Source organism: Variovorax sp. YR216 (assembly GCF_900107745.1).
Classification (GTDB): Bacteria; Pseudomonadota; Gammaproteobacteria; order Burkholderiales; family Burkholderiaceae_C; genus Variovorax.
Genome location: NZ_FNRO01000017.1, coordinates 28,927 through 46,146, shown reverse-complemented (window position 1 = coordinate 46,146; position 17,220 = coordinate 28,927). Strand labels below are relative to the sequence as shown.

Genomic DNA, 17,220 nt, shown 5'->3' with positions numbered 1-17,220 from the left:
GGTGCGGGAAGCGAAAGTGCTTGGGTCGGCCGTCATCGTAAGCGCGCCGCAGGGGGAGCGCAAACGATGATTGGGCACCCAGTTATGCGCTTTTCGCACGTCATAGGACAATGCGCCTACGCCGCTTCATTGCAAGAACGCGGCATTCAACTATGTAGGCTTCGCATACCATGCGCCGCAAGATCCCTTCCACCCAGTCGCTCATCTGCTTCGAGGCCGCCGCGCGGCATGAGAGCTACACCCGTGCCGCACAGGAACTCGCCCTCACGCAGAGCGCGGTGTCGCGCCAGATCACCGCGCTGGAGGACTTCCTCGGCATCGCCCTCTTCCGCCGAACCCGGCACGGCGTCGCGCTGACGCCGGCCGGCGCCGACTACGCGCGCCAGATCGCGCGCCAGCTCGACACCATGGAGCGCGACACGCTCGACGCAATGGCGCGGCAGGGCCAGGGCGGCTCGCTGCAGCTCGCCGCAGTACCGACCTTCGCGACGCGCTGGCTCATTCCGCGCCTGCCGGACTTCGCGGAGAAGCATCCGGACATCACGGTGCACATCGAAACGCGCACGCGGCCCTTTCTCTTCAACGACACGCCGTTCGATGCGGCGATCTACGCGGGCACCGCGGCGCAGACCGCCAACTGGGCCGGCACGAAATCCACCGTGCTGATCGAGGAAGACGTGATTCCGGTGTGCAGTCCCGCACTGCTCGCGGGCCGCAAGCCGCTCTCGCCCGCCGCGATCGCGCGCATGCCGCTGCTGCAGCAAAGCACGCGGCCCGACGGCTGGCGGCAATGGTTCGACGCACAGAACGTGGATGCGCCGCGTGCGCACAGCGGTCCGCGCTACGAGCTGTTCTCGATGATCGCCATCGCCGCGGCGCACGGGCTCGGCGTGGCGCTGATGCCGACGCTGGCGATCCAGAAGGAGCTCGCACGCGGCGAACTCGTCATCGCCTGCGACCGCCCCCTGCGCGGCGAGCGCAGCTACTACCTGGTGACGCCCGCCGTCGACGACGAACGCCCGGCGCTCACGCTCTTTCGCGCCTGGCTGGTCGCGCAGGCGCGCGCGACGGATTCGCAGCCGGCTTCTGCGCGCTCGCCATCGCGGCCAGCCCCGCCATCACGTAGCACATGAGTTCCTCGGCGAGGGCGTCGGTCTCCTTGAGTGCCGGCAGCAGCTTCGCCGGAATTTCCTTCGGGATGACCATGATCGCGAGGCACGGCAGCAGCGCGAAGACCACGCCGCGCTGAGCGGTCGGGTGCTCCGGCGGCAGGCCCATCACGGCGCTCACCAGCCCGCGCATGAACTGCGCCTTGGGCCGCACCGCCTTCTCGATCAACGCGGGCATCGCGGCCGAAGGCGCCATGATTTCGCGCAGCACCACGCGAAAGCCCCACGGCGCATTCGCGTTGGTGGCGAAGCGCACGAAGTGCGTGAGCACGGTGCGCAACCTGGTTTCCGGATCGTCGATGTCCTGGACCAGGCCGATCAGCTCCTCGAGCCCGATCAGCTGCTGGTGCGCTGCGATCAGCACCGCTTCGTAGAGACCGTCGCGGCTGCCGAAGTGATAGTTGACCGATGCGAGCGGCACACCCGCCCGCTCGCAGATTTCCTTGCTCGTGGCCTCGGCAAGGCCGCGCTCCGCGAACACCTTGCCGGCGGTCTCGATGAGATGCAGGCGCGTCGCATCGCCGTCCGGCCGTTGCGCACGCCGGCCGGGCGTGGGAGATTTCTTTCTTGCTGTGAGGGCCATCGCGGCAATCCCTGGAAACAAAGTCGTAGTTTGAATTTGAATTCAAATTCGATATTATCCAGTCTACTTCATCGACAACGCAGCGTCATCCTTGCGCAGAGAGAGACCATGAACAAGAAGCCGATCATCCTCGGGGCCGTCGTTCTCGCAGCCGCAGCCGCTCTGGCGGCGTGGTACTTCAACCGCCAGCCTGTCAACGCGCACGAACTGGTGCTCTACGGCAATGTCGATCTGCGACAGGTCTCGCTCGCCTTCAACGGCGCGGAGCGCATCGGCAGGCTCAACGTGCAGGAAGGCGACCGCGTCACCGCCGGGCAGGTGCTCGGCGAGCTCGACACGCGCACGCTGGAATTGCAGATCGCGCAGTCCGAGGCGCAGATCGCGGTGCAGCAGCAAGTCCTGCAGAAGCTCAAGACCGGCAGCCGCCCCGAAGAAATCGCGCAGGCTCGCGCACAGGTCTCGGCGGCCCAGGCCGATGCCGAGCTCGCACATCAGCAGCTCGAACGGCTTCAGTCGATCCGGCAGACGACCTCCGGCCGCGCGGTGAGCCAGCAGGACCTCGATGCCGCGCAGGCCCGCCAGAAGACCGCGCTCGCCCAGCTCGAGAACGTACGCAAGGCGCAGCAGCTCGTCGTCACCGGCCCGCGCAAGGAAGACATCGCGCAGGCACAGGCGCAGCTCGACGTGGCGGTCGCATCGCTCGCCGTGCTCAAGCACCAGCTGGATCAGGCGCAACTCCGGGCACCCATCAACGCGGTGGTGCGCGCACGGCTCATGGAGCCCGGCGACATGGCCTCGCCGCAGCGGCCGGTGTTCACGCTCGCGATCACCGATCCGAAGTGGGTGCGCGCCTATGTGACCGAAGCCGACCTCGGCCGCGTGAAGCCCGGCATGGCGGCCACGCTGCACACCGACAGTCACCCGGGGCAGCCGCTCACGGGCAAGGTGGGCTACATCTCGTCCGTCGCGGAATTCACGCCGAAGACGGTGCAGACGGAGGAACTGCGCAGCAGCCTCGTCTACGAAATCCGCGTGCTCGCCGACGACCCCGAAGACCGCCTTCGGCTCGGGATGCCGGTGACGGTGCGCCTTGCGCTCGACGCCGGCAACGCCAACGCGAACAGCAACGCGGCGAACGCCGGGAGCAAGCCCTGATGGCCACCGCCGCGCCAGCGCTCGCAGGCCGCGGCCTGCACAAGCGCTTCCGGATCAAGGGCGTCGCCGAGCCCACCCGTGCGCTCGACGATGTGACGCTCGACGTGCCCGCCGGCAAGCTCACCGCGCTGGTCGGACCCGACGGCGCCGGCAAGACCACGCTGCTGCGCCTCGCCGCCGGCCTGATGAGCGCGGATGAAGGCTCGCTCAGCGTGCTCGGCATCGACGTCGCGAAAGACCCGCAATCGGTGCAGGACCGCATCAGCTACATGCCGCAACGCTTCGGCCTCTATGAAGACCTGAGCGTGCAGGAGAACCTCGACCTCTATGCCGACCTGCACGGCGTGAGCAAGTCGGTGCGCCGCGACCGCTACGCGCGGCTGATGGAGATGACCGACCTCGGCCGCTTCACCGATCGCCCGGCGGGCAAGCTCTCCGGCGGCATGAAGCAGAAGCTCGGCCTGGCGTGCACGCTGGTGCGTTCGCCGGCGCTGCTGCTGCTCGACGAGCCCACGGTGGGCGTCGACCCGCTCTCGCGCCGCGAGCTGTGGGAGATCGTGCAGCAGCTCGTCGATGACGAGCAGCTTTCCGTCATCGTCAGCACCGCCTACCTCGACGAGGCCGAGCGCTGCGCGCAGGTGTTCGTGCTGCACGGCGGCAAACTCATTGCGCAGGGTGCGCCGGGCGAGATCCGCAACAACGCGAAGGACCTGTGCTTCATCGCGACGCCGCCGAAGGGCACGGCGCCGCGCACCTTGCAGGCGAAGCTGCTCGACGCGCCGGCATCGATCATCGATGCGGTGCCGCAGGGCGGCGAGGTGCGGTTCATCCGCCGTCCCGATGCGGATGCCGCTTCGGTCGATACGCTGCTCGATGGCGCTCCCGTCGAGCCGGTGCCCGCGCGGCTCGAAGACGGCTTCATGGTGCTGCTGCGCGCGCAGCAGGCAAAGGCAAAGGCAAGAGCCGCACCGGCGCACCCTGCAACGACTTCGCCCAACGGCGAATCGAAGGATGACGTGGTCATCCAGGTGAAGGACCTCGTGCGCAAGTTCGGCGACTTCACCGCCGTGGCCAGCACCAGCTTCGACGTGCGGCGCGGAGAAATCTTCGGCCTGCTCGGCCCCAATGGAGCGGGCAAGACCACCACCTTCCGCATGCTCTGCGGACTGCTGCCCGCGAGCAGCGGCTTCCTGCAGGTGGCCGGCGTGAACCTGCGCACCGCGCGCGCCCACGCGCGCAGCAAGATCGGCTACGTCTCGCAGAAGTTCGCGCTGTACGGCAACCTCACCGTGACCGAGAACCTGCAGTTCTTCGGCGGCGCCTACGGCCTGCGCCGCAAGCGGCTGCACGACCGCATGCAGACCGTGCTGCAGCAGTTCGACCTCGTCGGACAGGAACAGGCCACCAGCGGCCAGCTCCCGGGCGGCTTCAAGCAGCGGCTCGCGATGGCGACCGGCCTGCTGCACGAGCCGGAGATCCTCTTCCTCGACGAACCCACCAGCGGCACCGACCCGCTCGCGCGGCGCGAGTTCTGGCGGCGCATCACCGCGCTGGCCGAAGCGGGCGTGACGATCATCATCACCACGCACTTCATGGAAGAGGCGGAGTACTGCGACCGCATCGTGATCCAGGATGCAGGCAAGCTCCTCGCCATCGGCACGCCGCAACAAGTGCGCGTGCAGGCGGGCAGCGCCGAGGACAGTCGCCTGAGCATGGAAGAGGCCTTCATCGACATCGTGAAGCAGGCGCGAGAGGCCAAGCGCGCACCGGCGCAGGGAGCACCGGCATGAGCGCGCCCGCACCTTCGGACAGCGGCACGCAGAGCCGCTTCGCCCGCCGCCTGATCGCGCTCACGCGCAAGGAAACACGCCAGCTCATCCGCGACCCGAGCAGCATCGCGATCGGCATCCTCCTGCCGATCATCCTGATCCTGATCTTCGGCTACGGCCTGTCGCTCGACGTGAAGAATGCGCCGATGGCGGTGGTGCTCGAAGACACGTCGCCCACCGCGGTGCAGGCGGTCTCGGGCCTGCAGCTCACGCCGTACATCTCGCCGGTGATGCTGACCTCGATGCGCGATGCCGAAGCGCTGATGCACCAGCGCAAGGTCGATGGCATCGTCCGCGTACCCAGCGACTTCTCGCGCCGACTGGCGGCGGGTGATGCAAGCATTCAGGTGATCGTGCACGGCGCGGACGCGAACAAGGCCAACATCGTGCTGCGCTATGCGACCGGCGCTCTGATGCAGAACGCGCAGCGCATCGTCGACCGAGCGGGCGGCGCACCGCAGGGCGCTGGCATCGGTGCGATCACCATCGAGCAGCGGCTGTGGTTCAACACCGCCAACACCAGCACCTGGTATCTGGTGCCGGGGTTGATCGTGCTCATCATGACGCTGGTCGGCGCCTTTCTCACCGCGCTCGTGATGGCGCGCGAATGGGAGCGCGGCACGCTCGAATCGCTCTTCGTGACGCCGGTGCGCCCGGTGGAAATCCTGCTGGCGAAGATCATTCCCTATTTCGGCATCGGCATGGTCGGCCTGATGCTGTGTCTCGTCGCGGCGCGCTTTCTGTTCGATGTGCCGATGTACGGATCGCTCGCCGCGATCGTGGTGAGCGCGATGCTCTACCTGCTGGTCGCGGTCGGCGTGGGCCTGGTCATCTCGTCGGTCACACGCAACCAGTTCCTTGCGAGCCAGGTGGCGCTCATTTCGAGCTTCCTGCCCTCGCTCATGCTGTCGGGCTTTCTCTTCGACCTGCGCAACGTGCCGACCGTGATCCGCATCGTCGGGCAGGCGCTGCCGGCCACCTACTTCATGGAGCTGATCCGCACGCTGTTCCTGGCGGGCAACGTGTGGTCGCTCATCGTGCGCAACTGCCTGATCCTGCTGGTGTATGCCGTGGTGCTGCTCGGCATCGCGCGCTTCGTGACCCGCAAGAAGCTGGACTGAAGGACAAGCATGAACGGCTCATTCCTCGACTTCCTGCGGCGCGTGGCCCACCTGTGCCGCAAGGAACTGCTCGCGATCCTCAAGGATCCGTCGAGCCGCGTGATCCTCATCGTGCCGGCGCTGATGCAGAGCCTGCTCTTCGGCTACGCGGCCACCTATGACCTGACGCACGTCGACTATGCGCTGCTCGACCAGAGCCGCAGCGGCGCCTCCACCGAATTCATCGCCAAGCTCGACGGCACCGGTGTGTTCAAGCGCGCCGCCACGCTCACGTCGCCAGATCAGATCGCACCGATGGTCAATCGGCAGGATGCGCTCGTCGTCATCCAGATCGGGCCCGACTTCGAGCGCCAGCTCAACGCGGGCGAAGACGCGCCCATCCAGGTGATCATCGATGCGCGCAACTCCAACACCGCCGGCTCGGCCTCGGGCTTTGTCGCCTCGGTGGTCAACGCCTTCAACGACGAATGGCGGCAGCGGCACGGCGGCATCCAGGCGCCGGTGCGCATCGAATCGCGCGCCTGGTTCAACCCCAACCTGGAGACGCGCTGGAACTTCATGCCCGGCATGATCGCCGCGCTCAGCATGATCCAGACCCTGCTGCTCACCGCACTCTCGGTGGCCAGGGAGCGCGAGCAAGGCACCTTCGACCAGTTGCTGGTCACGCCCCTTTCCCCGACGGAAATCATGATCGGCAAGGCGCTGCCGCCGGTCTTCATCGGGCTGGTGCAGTCCACCATCGTGCTGCTGATCACGCTGCTGTGGTTCAGGGTGCCGATGGCCGGGTCGCTCATCACGCTCTACATCGGGCTGTCGGCCTTCACCATCGCGAGCGTGGGTGTCGGCCTGTCGATCTCGGCGGTGTCGACCAACATGCAGCAGGCGATGCTCTACACCTTCGTTCTCATCATGCCGATGATGCTGCTGTCGGGCCTCACCACGCCGGTGAGCAACATGCCCCAAGCGCTGCAAATCGCCACGCTCGCCAATCCGCTGCGCTTTGCGATCGACCTCGTGCAGCGCGTGTACCTCGAAGGCGTGGGCCTGCTCGCCGTCTGGCACAACCTCATCCCGCTTTTCATCATCGCGGCCATCACGCTGCCGCTCGCCGCGTGGCTCTTTAGACATCGGCTCGTCTGAACCCGCACACCGAAGGGAATGACATGAAGACCTCCGCACGTTCCCACACCACCGCCATCGCCGGTGTTGCCGCGCTGATCGCGGTCGCGGTGCTCGCCGGCTGCGCCGTCGGCCCCGACTTCAAGCCTCAGACGACCGAAGCCCCGGCCGACTTCGCCGCCTGGCACGGCGGATCGTCCGAACTCGCCAATGCCGAGCGCACCGCGCCCACCGCGAGTGCCGCGCCGCAAGACTGGGGCATGTTCAACGACCCGGTGCTCGACGCGCTGCAAGCACGCGCGCTCGAAGCCAACCCCGACCTGCAGACCGCCGCGCTGCGCTTCGCGCAAAGCCGCGCGCAACGCAGCATCGTCGAATCGCAGAAAGGCATCCAGGTCAACGCCAGTGCGGGCGTTTCGCGGCTGCGGCTGAGCGAGAGTGGCGAGACCTCGCGACTGATCGGCGCCATCAATCCTGCCAACAGCGCCCAGTTGCTCCAGATCCTGAGCGAGCCGCACAACTTCTACCAGGCCGGTTTCGACGCCTCGTGGGAACTCGACCTGTGGGGCCGCGTGAGGCGCTCCATCGAATCCGCCGATGCCGGCATGGCCGCGTCGCAAGCCATGCTCGCGCAGGCGCAGCTCAGCGTGCAGGCGGAAGTCGCGCGCCACTACTTCGAGCTGCGCGCGGTGCAACGCCAGATCCGGCTCGCGCGCGAGGACATCGCGGCGTCCGAGGAAACGCTGCAGCTGGTCAAGGCCCGCGCCGACGGCGGACTCACCACCGACCTCGACGTCGCGCGCCAGAACGCGCAAGCCGCCGACCTGCGCGCGCGCCTGCCCCAGTTGCTCACGCAGGAAGCGCAGGCCACCAACCAGATCACCCTGCTGCTCGGCGAACGGCCCGGCGCACTGCAATCGCAACTGGCGCCGCTGCGCGACAGCGCGGCGACAGCGGCTCTGCCCGACCTTTCGCTCGGCGTACCGTCGGACATGGCGCTGCGCCGGCCCGACATCCAGATGGCGCAGGCCCAACTGCATGCCGCCACCGCCAACATCGGCGTCGCCGTGGCCGACCTGTACCCGCGCGTCACCATCGGCGCGAAGTTCGGCTTCGAATCCGTCGACGGCGACAGCTTTACCGACTGGGGCAGCCGCACGTGGTCCATCGGGCCGAGCTTGCAACTGCCCATCTTCGACAACGGCCGCCGCCGCGCCACCGTGGAACTGCGCGAACTGCAGCAACAGGAAGCTGCAGTGGCCTACCAGCAGACCGTGCTGAAGGCATGGCACGAAATCGACGACGCGCTGAGTGCCTACACAGCCGAACGCAGCCGCAACGCGCAACTCGCCGTGAAGGAACGCAGCAGCCGCGACGCGCTGCAGCTCGCGCGCGTGCGGTATGAGCACGGGCTGACGGACTTTCTGGTGCAGCTCGATGCGGAGCGGACCTGGCTGCAGGCCCAGAGGGACTACACGGAGAGTTCGAGTCGGTTGGCGTTGGGGTTGGTGGCGGTTTCGAAGGCGTTGGGTGGGGCCGGGGACATGGGCGGGTCGTCGCGACTGGCTGGGAAGACGGGTTGAATTGAAGAATCCCCTGACTAGACTGAAAGATTCCCCGTCAGCATGGAGGACGCCCAATGAGCACCCCATCGGAAATCGTCCAGCAGGCCTACGCCGCTTTCGGACGCCGCGACATCCCGGGAATTCTTGCCTTGCTCACCGATGACGTGGACTGGCGGTTCCACGCCAGCCCGGGCACCGGCATTCCGTATGGAGGCAAGTTCACCGGCAAGAAGGAGGTGGAGGCCTGGTTCGTCACGCTGGCGCAGAACGACGACATCCAGCAATTCGAGCCGCGTGAATTCCTGGCGGGGCCGGACCATGTGACGGTGCTCGGCTGGGAGCGGGTGAAGCCGCTGCCGAACGGAACGCCGTTCGACAGCGAGTGGGTTCATGTGTTCACGCTCAAGGGCGGCAAGATCAACCGCTGGATCGGCACTGCGGATACGGCGGCCCGCCAGGCTGCTGCCAAGTAGGCGTTGCGTCGCCAAGCCACCCCGGCCGTCACACCCACGAGCCGGTCGCTGACCGGCTCGCCAACTTCCAATCAGGCTTACCCCTAGCCTCGGTCCGCGCGCAAGGCGCAGAGTGTCTCCCGGCACATCCCGTGCCGAAGTCCGCCGCTCCTCTTCGGCGGGAGGAGTTCCCAGATGATTGCCTTCATCCGCACCGCCGGTATCGCGCCGGGCAAGAACGCCAGCATGCTGGCGTTTTCGAAAGAGATCGTGGGCTACATCAAGGAGGCCTACAAGCTCGACGTGGAGGTGCTGCTGCCGGTGGGCGGCAATCCCCAGCGCATCGGCTGGACGACCCGGCACAAGGATCTCGCGGCGTATGACGAGATCAACCTCAAGTTCATCGGCGACCAGAAGTACTGGGAGATCGTCAACAAGTACGTCGACTGCTTCATGCCCGGAACGGTCCACGACGAGATCTGGCGCACGCTCTGAGCTCGACCGCACCCGCCATGCGGCAGAGTGACAGCCGCCATTCGCCGCATGAGAATCCTTCGTCGTGTATCAGCATCACGAGGAAGGGTCCCTCATGGCGGACGAAGAGAAGGTCAAGTCCTGGTGGCAGACCCTGCCGGGGATCATCGCCAGCGTGACGGCGGCCACGACGGCCTTCGCAGGGCTGCTGGTCGCGCTCAAGCAGGTGGGCTGGATCGGGTCGCCGCAGCCGCCCGCGGCGCCGGCGCCTCAGCAGCAACAGTCGTCTCAGGGCGCGGGGAGTTCTGGGCCTCCGCCGGCTTCGGCCGCGCCGGCTTCGACGCTGGCGGCGGCGAGCCATCCGGTATCGTTGCCCGAGCTGCGCGAATACAAGCTCGACACCGCGACGTTCACGCTGCTGTCGGCAACGCTGTCGCCGCAGACCGCCGAGAAGGATGCGCTGCGGATCCAGATCCGCATGATGAACAACAACAGCTACGACGCGAATTTCTGGGACCGGTCGTTTCGCCTGATGCTCGACGGGGTGCCGACGGCGCCGGAGAGCAATCTCAACGAGCTGGTGCCGGCGCGTTCCGCCAAGGACGGCGCGGTGCTGTTCGCGCTTCCGCGCGGCACGGCGAGCGCGAAGCTGGAGATCAGCTACGGCAACGAGCAGACGCTCATTCCGTTGGTGCTCGCTGGGCCGAGATAGTCAGCAACTGTGCGCTACAGGCGGCGCCACTCGTCGAGGCAGTGCGCGGCCAGCGCCGTCACCCAGAACGGCTCTTTCGGGTCGAAGGCGATGCCGAAGCGGGGCGAGACGAGAAAGCCGGCTTTTTCGAAGCAGCCTTCGTCCTCGGCGTGGATGAAGAACGAGAGCGCGTCGAAGCCGACCGAGCGAGCGCCGATGATGACGACGGCCGCCTGCAGGGTGACCTCTTCGAGCCGGCCGCAGTCCTGGAAGCGGTAGATGACCGATCCGTAGTCGAGCTCGTTCAGGCCGACGCTGTTGCGGCCGGTCTTCAGGGGCGCGCCATGCAGGCGCTGCACGTCTTCCTTCGAGGCGTTGAACGGCAGCTCGTTGACGCGGATGAAGGGGTCGAGGTTCATGGCGGGCGTCCGGACATTCTGGCGCAGGCATCGCGGTCCTGCGCCGCTCGGCGACTGGTGGTTTTTGCGGACAACTGAGCCGTGGGTTTGCTTCCAGAATGGCGGTCGAAGCGAACGGAGAGCCTCCATGAACGAATCTCCCGGCAGTGCGGCCGATGCGCCGCAAAACGAGCGTCGCGATCTGCTGCAGCGCATGTGCGCGCTGGCGGCGGTCGGGGCGGCGTCCGGCGGCAGCACGATCGCAGGCTGCGGCGGCGGCAGCAGCGGTGGCGGGGTTGCATTTGTCGCGACCTCGGGGACTGCGACGACGTCACCGCCGCCTTCGCCCTCTCCATCGGCTTCTCCGCCTCCACCCCCGACGTCGTCGTCCGCACTGGCGGCGCCCGCGCTGGGCGCCCATGGCCTGAACTTCCACGGGCTGAATACGTCGGCCCCGGCGCTGTCGGTTTCGGGGATGTCCACGCGCGCGAGCGGAAGCACCCTGCTGGTCAGCGTCGGGCGGGGCGATCAGGCGGCCAGCGCAACGCCGACGGACAACGCGGGGAATGCGTTCGTCCAGCTCGACACGACGCACGCCTACACGCTCTATCCCGGCTCGGGCACGGTGCTGTTCGCCTGCGAGAAGGCGCGCGGGATGACCGGTCACACGGTCTCCGTCGCCAAGCCGAACCCGATCGACGAAGTGACGCTGTCGGTGGTCGAGATCACCGGCGGCGGCCTGGTGCGCGACGTGAAGTGGCGCGAGGTGCTGTCGGGCCAGCCGCTGACCAGCGCCAGCGTCACGACGACCGGCCCGGCGCTGCTGGTGGCATGGTGGTGGGGTGATGCGGGCGTCGATGGCATCAAGACGGCCACGCCCGACGGCGGATTCGCGGTGATCGATTCAGTGCTGGCGGCTGGCGCGCTGGTGCAGTGCGCGGTGGCGGTCAAGCAGGTTTCGTCGGCCGGCAGCTACAACGTGACATGGACGTCGACGCCGCAGCAGGGCGCGCAACTCTGGCTGGCGGCGGTGCAGGCGCGGTGACCCCGCGCGGGCTCCGACTTGGGGTAGCTTCGCCGCATGACCCTGGACTATCTGGATTTCGACTACAGCGAAGACACCGAAGGCGTCGGCGTGTTTGACGCCATGGCCACCGTTCGCCCGGAGCAGATCGCCGCGGTGCACGCGGAGGTCGAAAAGGTGCTCGGCTGGGCCAACGGCGTCTTCGCCGGGCGGCGCGGCCCGGTGGAAGACGGCGGGGACTGGGACTACGACCTGCAGGAACTGCAGGAAGACGCGCCCGGCGATCCGCGGCACACGGTGACGTTGTCGGTCAGCGGTACCGAGGCGTTCTGCGCGGCGTTCAGGGAAGCGTTCGAGCTGCCCGGCTGAGGCGGCTTCGCGCCTTCAGGCGCGGCGTGGCCGCAGCACCGTCATCCGCCGCCCCGCGCCCCAGCCGCTCCAGGCCATCCCGATGCCGATGACGACCATCAGCGCGGCGGAGCTCTCGAAGCCGCCGGTCCAGCCGCGCAGCAGTCCGGCGATCAGCGGGCCGGCAGAGGCCAGCACGTAGCCGCAGCCCTGCGCCATGGCCGACAGTTGCGCAGTGACGTTGGCATCGGGCGAACGCATGACGATCAGGGCGAGCGCGAGCGCGAAGGATCCGCCCTGCCCCAGCCCGAGCAACACGGTCCACAGCCAGACGCTGTCGAGCGGCGCGAAGAGGAATGCCAGCAGCGAGACGAGGATGATCGTCGTGAGTCCGAGCGCCAGCCCGCGCTGGTCGCGGCAGCGTGCGGCCAGGGAGGGCGTGACGAGGCAGGTGCCGAGCTGCACGAGGATGGAGACGGCCAGCACGTAGCCGGCGGTCTGGCTGTCGAGGCCGCGCTCGCGCAGGATCGGCGAGAGCCATCCCATGACGATGTAGGCGAGCGAGGACTGCAGGCCCATGAAGCCGGTGACCTGCCACGCGAGCGGGTCGCGCCACAGGCTGCCGACATGGGCGCCCGGCCCCGTCGGCCGCGGGCGCGCGGCGAGCGCCTGGGGCGCCCAGAGCAGCACGACCAGGCCGGCGGGCAGCGCCCAGAAGGCGAGCGCCGCGGTCCAGGAGCCGCCGAAAAGGTGCTCGAGCGGCACGGTGAAGGCGGCGGCGCTCGACGCGCCGGCGCACACGGCAAGGGTATAGAAGCCGGTCATCATCGCCGCGTGGCTGGCGAAGTCGCGCTTGACGAGTCCGGGCAGCAGCACGTTGCCGACCGCAATGCCCGCGCCGGCCAGCGCCGACGAGATGAACAGCATCGCGAGGTCGCCCGTGCCGCGCAGCAGCGTGCCGATGCAGATCAGGACCAGCGCACCCAGCAACGTGCGTTCGGGACCGAATCGCCGCGCCAGCGCCGGTGCAGGCGCCGCGAAGATGCCGAGGCACAGCAGCGGCAGCGTGGTGAGCAGGCTCGCACCGGAGGCGCCGAGGCCGGTGTCCTTCATGACTTCGGGCAGCAGCACCGAGAGGCTGCCGAACACCGGGCGCAGGTTGAAGGCGATGAGGATCAGGCTCAGGCCCAGCAGCACCTGGCGGGCGCGCGTCTGCGCGTGAGCGGCCTGGACGGGAGATGCAGGGACGGAAGCAGAAGCGGCGGTGCCGGGGCGGACGTCCGCGCGAGGACCGGACGTCCGGGCTGTGGATGGCATTGTCTGGATTGTTGTTGGATGGATGCGAAGCGCAGGGGACTGTAGCCGGACGGTCCCCGCGCCGCGCCTGCGGGCTTCAGTAGCCGCGCGCACAGCCGGGAAAACACCGCTCTGTTCAGCTGATTGATATGTGTGCACTCGCCGCAGAATGGCCGCTCATGGCAACAATAACTATGAGGCCGTGCCAACGATGAACTTCGATGCGCTGTGTTTCTCGGGACGGGACGGCGCGCCATGCGTGCCGGGGGAGCCGATCTGCGTCCATTTCGGCGAGATCCTTGCGGGCGTGGTGGACCCGGTGCCGCTGAGCCTCGGCGGCACGCGCATTCTCCTCGCGCACTACAACCCGTCGACGGACGAGGCCTCGCGACGGCTTCACAGGCTGAACTTCGGCCGCGTGTCGCTGCTCGGGGTGACGGTGCATATCGCCGAGCACTTCTCGAACGTGACCACGATCAGCTTCCTGCTGAACCGCGAAATCGACGGCTATGGCGGCGGCGTGCGGCTGGCGGGTTCGCGCTCGGCGCTGCTGCAGAGCATCGGCGCGGAAAACATCGTGATCACGCCGCGACCGGAGCCCGAGCATTCGGGTCAGTTCGTGGTGGCCGCGACGTGGCAGTACAACCAGCAGAACCTGGCCTCGCTCAATGCCGCACTGGCGGCGGAATGGAAGATCTTCAGCGACCGCATGGCGCATGCCGACGCCACCAGCGGTCGCACGCCGCGCGCCAATGCGTGGCTGCGGCGCTTCCTGCAGCGGCGCGGACGGATGGGCGGCGGGCGCAGGGCCGAATGAGCGGCGGGCGGCCGCCGGCTCAGGCCGCCTCCAGTTCCCGGAAGCATGCGAGCACGGCAGTGGTGCCCGATGCCTCGGCGGCGCTGTAGCGCCAGTCGGACGCCTCGTAGTCCATGTGGGCGCAGATGTCGTCCCATGACTGGGCGAGCGCTGCCCATTCGGCCACGCCGGGTTCGTGAACACGCTCGGCCAGTACTGCGAGCGCCTGCCGCAGCGACGGCACCTGTTCGATCAGCAGACGGCAGCGCCGGAAGGCGCCGGCATCGCGAGGAAAGTCGCGCAGCGTGCCGCGGTAGTGCATGGGACGCACACCGGTCAGCAGCAGGAAGAGCGCGAGACAGGCCGGGCCGTGCTCCCCCGTAGCCAGCCAGCGCAGCGCGTCGGGGTCGAGCCGCAGGGCTGCGCGGCCGAGCCGGGCCCGCACCCGCTCGATCGCCGCCGGGGTTTCGCGCCGGCGCAGGCGTGCGAGCGCGGCCGGCAGGCCGATGACGGCGGTCGCATCCAGCATGCGGGCGGTGCCGGCGTGGAGCACCTCGTGATCGCTCGCCTGCCGCACCAGCGCGAGAAACTCCGGCAGCGGCATGTGGCCGTACACGATCCTGCACCCTTCGCGCATGAGGATCCGGTAGCTGGCATCGCTGGCGGCAGTCGTGGTCACTCCGCTCTATCGGCAGGAATGAAGCCGGAAAACAGGGGGCTGCGCGGCGTTTTTCGCAGGCCGATCACGGTTTTCGGTGATGGCGCGACACGGCCAGTGTTTGTATCTTCGCGGGTTGCCCTGACGGTCCCCAAAGAAGAAGCTACTGGAAAGTGACATGCAGCCTGAAGTCGAGATCACCAAATGCGGAGAAAAGAACTTCACCGCCTACGTCGGGATCGGCGACGGAACGCGGCGCTATGCGCGCGAGGGGCTGCAGTCGATCGCACATTGCCTGCGCGATGCCGCGGCGGCACTGGGCACCGAGTTCCGCTTCGCCATCGTGAGCTACGAACGAATCCGGCTCGGCAGCTACCCGGTCGCCGTCATGGCCCACCGCGCGCATGATGTGGCGGAGGAGCTGCAGTTGAAGCTGGCGAACCTGCGCGTTCCGGCCTGAACGGGGTTCTAGTCCAGCACCTTCTGCGACGCGGCATAGATCGCCGCGACGATCGCGATCACCGCCATTACCTGGAAGCCGTCGAGCGAGGCCATGAAGGTGGCTTGTTGCTCGAGCATGCGCGAAAGCGAGGCCAGCGCCATCGTGTGCGCCTCGCTCGCCGCGTGACCGGCCGCCTGGAAGCCGCGCGTGAGCATGTCGAGCGACTGGACGAAGGTGGCATTGCCGAGGTTGGCCGATTCGCTGAGCCGCGTCTCGTGCAGCGCGACGCGGTGCTGCTGGAGCGCAATGACGCTCGCGGTCGCGAATGAGATCGCGAGCTGTCGCAGCAGGTTCTTGAGCCGGTAGCTGTGCGCGAAGTCCTCGCCCTTGAAGGAGCGGAAGGTGACGCCGGCCACCGGCAGCATGACGAAGAGCATCATCAGCCCCCGCAGCAGCAGCGGCACCACGAGCTGCGCACGCCCGGCCTGCGGCGACATGCGGGCAAGCCAGAAGCCCGCGATGGCCGCAATGACGAAGCCCGGCACCACCAGCCAGCGCTTGCGGGTGACGCGGGACGAGAACTTCATGTAGACGAACATCATCAGCCCGCCCACGAGCGACATCGCGCCGGTGAAGGTGCCGGTGTCACCGACCGTGAAGCCGAGGCCGCCTTCCATCATGCGCGGCAGCAGGTAGCTGAAGCCGGTGGACAGGTAGTAGTAGACGACGTAGAGCGCGAGCCCCACCTGGAAGCTCGCCTCCCGGAGCCCCTGCAGCCGCACCAGCGGCGCGGGATGCTTCCACTGGTGATACCCGAACCAGCCGAGGCCTCCGATGCCGGCCAGCGCGAGGCCGATGAGCGTGGGCGAGCCGGAGAAGAGCTCGAAATGGGCGCGGGTCAGCACGAGCTGCAGCGCGGCCTGGGCGAGCGCGAAGACGACGTAGGCGACGTAGTGCGGCTCGGTGCGCTGATGCGGCGCGACGTCGCCGATGTCGGGCAGCGTCCACAGCGCCAGCGCGCCGGTGAGCACCGCGATCGGCGCAGTGCAGAAGAAAAGCGAGCGCCATTCGAAATGCGTGACCAGCCACGCGCCGATGATGGGCGCGAGCGCACCGCTGAAGATGATCATGGCCATGAACACGCGCAGCGACTTCGCTCGCCGCTGCAGCGGGATGCCGATCTGGATCAGGATGCGACACGCGCCGAGCATCGGCCCGACGAAGTAGCCCTGGAAGCCGCGCGCAAGCATGAGCTGCACCGAGTTGTCGCTGAGCGCCGCGAAGACGCCGCCGGCGGCGAAGGCGAACATCGAGATCGCGAGATAGCGGCGATAGCCGATCCGTTCCACCCACGCATGCTGCTGCAGGATGCCGAGCACCGCGCCAAGTGCATAGGCGCTGGAGGCCCAGACCAGCTCGTCGGCGGACGCGCTCACGCCGCCCGCGATGTAGCTCGCGAAGAAGGCGAACAGCGCGTTGTCGAAGTAGTCGATGCCCGTGATGACGCCGATGACCCACGGCGCGAGTGCGACGGCGGCGAGTCCGCGCTGCGGCAGGGCTGACAGTGAACTGCTCATGACGGCATCGATTTCCGCAGCGCCGCCTTGCGCTCGGGTGCTTCACGCCTGCGCTCATCGAGGATCGCTTCGAGCGATTCGCCGTTGAGCCGGCGCTCGACGTAGTCGATGTCGCGGCGCAGTTGCGCCTGCATCGCGGCAGCCTCCTTGAGCTCGCGGCGCACCTGCTCGACGCGGTTGTCCAGCGTTTCGAGCTGGGCGGCGAGCGTGGCCTTCAGCGTCTTGAGCGAGGCGTTCGACAGGCGCGGACGACCGCCATCCGCAGGCGCCTCGAAGGGCTGCTGGAGCATGGTGGTGATGGCCGTGAGCGAAAAGCCGAGGGAGCGCAAACGGAGCACGCGCGCGAGCTTGTCGATGTCGCCGGGCTCATAGAGGCGATAGCGACCCTCGCTGCGCGCGGGAACAACCAGGCCGAGCTCCTCGTAGTACTTGAGGGTGCGCGGCGTCACGCCGAGCCGCTCGGCGGCTTCGCGGACGGTGATGGAACCCTTGGTGTCGGTCATGCCGCCATTCTACCAAAACG

The 17,220-nt window shown here is 67.8% G+C and carries 19 protein-coding genes; 13 read left to right on the top strand and 6 right to left on the bottom strand.

Annotated elements, in window-relative coordinates; genetic code table 11:
- The first annotated feature begins 170 nt into the window (after nt 1-170).
- Nucleotides 171-1,133: a LysR substrate-binding domain-containing protein gene (locus BLW05_RS28605; protein ID WP_093167018.1), complete on the top strand. Its 963-nt coding sequence runs from the start codon at nt 171-173 to the stop codon at nt 1,131-1,133.
- Here the strand turns inward: BLW05_RS28605 and BLW05_RS28600 are convergent.
- Nucleotides 1,027-1,752: a TetR/AcrR family transcriptional regulator gene (locus BLW05_RS28600; RefSeq protein WP_093167016.1), complete on the bottom strand. Its 726-nt coding sequence runs from the start codon at nt 1,750-1,752 to the stop codon at nt 1,027-1,029. The two genes, BLW05_RS28605 and BLW05_RS28600, sit on opposite strands and share 107 nt — an antisense overlap.
- A gap of 108 nt (nt 1,753-1,860) precedes the next feature.
- Here BLW05_RS28600 and BLW05_RS28595 point away from each other — a divergent pair, with 108 nt between their 5' ends.
- The 8 genes from BLW05_RS28595 to BLW05_RS28560 all read left to right on the top strand — a co-directional run bounded on the left by BLW05_RS28595 (nt 1,861) and on the right by BLW05_RS28560 (nt 10,179).
- Nucleotides 1,861-2,907: an HlyD family secretion protein gene (locus BLW05_RS28595; RefSeq protein WP_093167013.1), complete on the top strand. Its 1,047-nt coding sequence runs from the start codon at nt 1,861-1,863 to the stop codon at nt 2,905-2,907.
- Entirely contained in the window at nt 2,907-4,697 is a 1,791-nt protein-coding gene (locus BLW05_RS28590; protein ID WP_093167011.1) for an ATP-binding cassette domain-containing protein, read from the top strand. Before BLW05_RS28595 ends, BLW05_RS28590 begins: the two co-directional genes overlap by 1 nt.
- Nucleotides 4,694-5,857: an ABC transporter permease gene (locus BLW05_RS28585; protein WP_093167009.1), complete on the top strand. Its 1,164-nt coding sequence runs from the start codon at nt 4,694-4,696 to the stop codon at nt 5,855-5,857. The genes BLW05_RS28590 and BLW05_RS28585 overlap by 4 nt, the downstream gene beginning before the upstream one ends.
- 9 nt (nt 5,858-5,866) lie before the next feature.
- The gene (locus BLW05_RS28580; protein WP_093167006.1) at nt 5,867-6,997 is read left to right on the top strand and encodes an ABC transporter permease; all 1,131 of its coding nucleotides are present in this window, start codon (nt 5,867-5,869) and stop codon (nt 6,995-6,997) included.
- Between the two features lie 23 nt (nt 6,998-7,020).
- Nucleotides 7,021-8,559, top strand: a complete 1,539-nt coding sequence (locus tag BLW05_RS28575; protein WP_093167004.1) for an efflux transporter outer membrane subunit — start codon at nt 7,021-7,023, stop codon at nt 8,557-8,559.
- A 56-nt stretch (nt 8,560-8,615) separates the two neighbouring features.
- Entirely contained in the window at nt 8,616-9,014 is a 399-nt protein-coding gene (locus BLW05_RS28570; protein ID WP_093167002.1) for a nuclear transport factor 2 family protein, read from the top strand.
- A 174-nt stretch (nt 9,015-9,188) separates the two neighbouring features.
- Complete coding sequence (locus BLW05_RS28565) at nt 9,189-9,488, top strand: hypothetical protein (RefSeq protein WP_093167000.1); 300 nt, start codon at nt 9,189-9,191, stop codon at nt 9,486-9,488.
- A gap of 94 nt (nt 9,489-9,582) precedes the next feature.
- Nucleotides 9,583-10,179, top strand: coding sequence for a hypothetical protein (locus BLW05_RS28560; RefSeq protein ID WP_093166998.1), 597 nt, complete (start codon nt 9,583-9,585; stop codon nt 10,177-10,179).
- A 14-nt stretch (nt 10,180-10,193) separates the two neighbouring features.
- Here the strand turns inward: BLW05_RS28560 and BLW05_RS28555 are convergent, their stop codons facing one another.
- Nucleotides 10,194-10,577 carry a hypothetical protein gene (locus BLW05_RS28555; RefSeq protein WP_093166996.1) on the bottom strand — a complete coding sequence of 128 codons (384 nt, stop codon included), beginning with the start codon at nt 10,575-10,577 and terminating at the stop codon, nt 10,194-10,196.
- A 127-nt stretch (nt 10,578-10,704) separates the two neighbouring features.
- On the opposite strand from BLW05_RS28555, the gene BLW05_RS28550 reads away from it, so the two are divergent.
- The gene (locus tag BLW05_RS28550) at nt 10,705-11,601 is read left to right on the top strand and encodes a hypothetical protein (RefSeq protein WP_093166994.1); all 897 of its coding nucleotides are present in this window, start codon (nt 10,705-10,707) and stop codon (nt 11,599-11,601) included.
- A gap of 36 nt (nt 11,602-11,637) precedes the next feature.
- A complete protein-coding gene (locus BLW05_RS28545) occupies nt 11,638-11,949 on the top strand; it encodes a hypothetical protein (protein ID WP_093166992.1) in 312 nt (103 codons plus the stop codon).
- Nucleotides 11,950-11,964: 15 nt separating this feature from the next.
- Here BLW05_RS28545 and BLW05_RS28540 read toward each other — a convergent pair whose 3' ends face one another.
- A complete protein-coding gene (locus BLW05_RS28540; RefSeq protein WP_093166990.1) occupies nt 11,965-13,245 on the bottom strand; it encodes a CynX/NimT family MFS transporter in 1,281 nt (426 codons plus the stop codon).
- A gap of 181 nt (nt 13,246-13,426) precedes the next feature.
- On the opposite strand from BLW05_RS28540, the gene BLW05_RS28535 reads away from it, so the two are divergent.
- A complete protein-coding gene (locus BLW05_RS28535) occupies nt 13,427-14,041 on the top strand; it encodes a hypothetical protein (protein ID WP_177142845.1) in 615 nt (204 codons plus the stop codon).
- A gap of 19 nt (nt 14,042-14,060) precedes the next feature.
- On the opposite strand, the gene BLW05_RS28530 is transcribed toward BLW05_RS28535, so the two are convergent.
- Nucleotides 14,061-14,699, bottom strand: a complete 639-nt coding sequence (locus BLW05_RS28530; protein ID WP_093166985.1) for a hypothetical protein — start codon at nt 14,697-14,699, stop codon at nt 14,061-14,063.
- Nucleotides 14,700-14,856: 157 nt separating this feature from the next.
- Here BLW05_RS28530 and BLW05_RS28525 point away from each other — a divergent pair, with 157 nt between their 5' ends.
- Nucleotides 14,857-15,138: a hypothetical protein gene (locus tag BLW05_RS28525; protein ID WP_093166983.1), complete on the top strand. Its 282-nt coding sequence runs from the start codon at nt 14,857-14,859 to the stop codon at nt 15,136-15,138.
- Between the two features lie 8 nt (nt 15,139-15,146).
- Here BLW05_RS28525 and BLW05_RS28520 read toward each other — a convergent pair whose 3' ends face one another.
- Both BLW05_RS28520 and BLW05_RS28515 read right to left on the bottom strand, forming a co-directional pair.
- Nucleotides 15,147-16,697: an MFS transporter gene (locus tag BLW05_RS28520; RefSeq protein ID WP_093166981.1), complete on the bottom strand. Its 1,551-nt coding sequence runs from the start codon at nt 16,695-16,697 to the stop codon at nt 15,147-15,149.
- Complete coding sequence (locus tag BLW05_RS28515) at nt 16,694-17,200, bottom strand: MerR family transcriptional regulator (protein WP_093166979.1); 507 nt, start codon at nt 17,198-17,200, stop codon at nt 16,694-16,696. Before BLW05_RS28515 ends, BLW05_RS28520 begins: the two co-directional genes overlap by 4 nt.
- Nucleotides 17,201-17,220: the final 20 nt, after the last annotated feature.

Excerpts from the sequence above, each read along its gene's own strand:
- BLW05_RS28560 (WP_093166998.1), top strand. The coding sequence starts at position 9,583 with ATGGCGGACGAAGAGAAGGTCAAGTCCTGGTGGCAGACCCTGCCGGGG.
- BLW05_RS28575 (WP_093167004.1), top strand. The coding sequence starts at position 7,021 with ATGAAGACCTCCGCACGTTCCCACACCACCGCCATCGCCGGTGTTGCC.
- BLW05_RS28605 (WP_093167018.1), top strand. The coding sequence starts at position 171 with ATGCGCCGCAAGATCCCTTCCACCCAGTCGCTCATCTGCTTCGAGGCC.
- BLW05_RS28595 (WP_093167013.1), top strand. The coding sequence starts at position 1,861 with ATGAACAAGAAGCCGATCATCCTCGGGGCCGTCGTTCTCGCAGCCGCA.
- BLW05_RS28515 (WP_093166979.1), bottom strand. The coding sequence starts at position 17,200 with ATGACCGACACCAAGGGTTCCATCACCGTCCGCGAAGCCGCCGAGCGG.
- BLW05_RS28520 (WP_093166981.1), bottom strand. The coding sequence starts at position 16,697 with ATGAGCAGTTCACTGTCAGCCCTGCCGCAGCGCGGACTCGCCGCCGTC.
- BLW05_RS28545 (WP_093166992.1), top strand. The coding sequence starts at position 11,638 with ATGACCCTGGACTATCTGGATTTCGACTACAGCGAAGACACCGAAGGC.
- BLW05_RS28590 (WP_093167011.1), top strand. The coding sequence starts at position 2,907 with ATGGCCACCGCCGCGCCAGCGCTCGCAGGCCGCGGCCTGCACAAGCGC.
- BLW05_RS28600 (WP_093167016.1), bottom strand. The coding sequence starts at position 1,752 with ATGGCCCTCACAGCAAGAAAGAAATCTCCCACGCCCGGCCGGCGTGCG.
- BLW05_RS28565 (WP_093167000.1), top strand. The coding sequence starts at position 9,189 with ATGATTGCCTTCATCCGCACCGCCGGTATCGCGCCGGGCAAGAACGCC.
- BLW05_RS28540 (WP_093166990.1), bottom strand. The coding sequence starts at position 13,245 with ATGCCATCCACAGCCCGGACGTCCGGTCCTCGCGCGGACGTCCGCCCC.
- BLW05_RS28555 (WP_093166996.1), bottom strand. The coding sequence starts at position 10,577 with ATGAACCTCGACCCCTTCATCCGCGTCAACGAGCTGCCGTTCAACGCC.
- BLW05_RS28550 (WP_093166994.1), top strand. The coding sequence starts at position 10,705 with ATGAACGAATCTCCCGGCAGTGCGGCCGATGCGCCGCAAAACGAGCGT.
- BLW05_RS28580 (WP_093167006.1), top strand. The coding sequence starts at position 5,867 with ATGAACGGCTCATTCCTCGACTTCCTGCGGCGCGTGGCCCACCTGTGC.
- BLW05_RS28585 (WP_093167009.1), top strand. The coding sequence starts at position 4,694 with ATGAGCGCGCCCGCACCTTCGGACAGCGGCACGCAGAGCCGCTTCGCC.
- BLW05_RS28525 (WP_093166983.1), top strand. The coding sequence starts at position 14,857 with ATGCAGCCTGAAGTCGAGATCACCAAATGCGGAGAAAAGAACTTCACC.
- BLW05_RS28570 (WP_093167002.1), top strand. The coding sequence starts at position 8,616 with ATGAGCACCCCATCGGAAATCGTCCAGCAGGCCTACGCCGCTTTCGGA.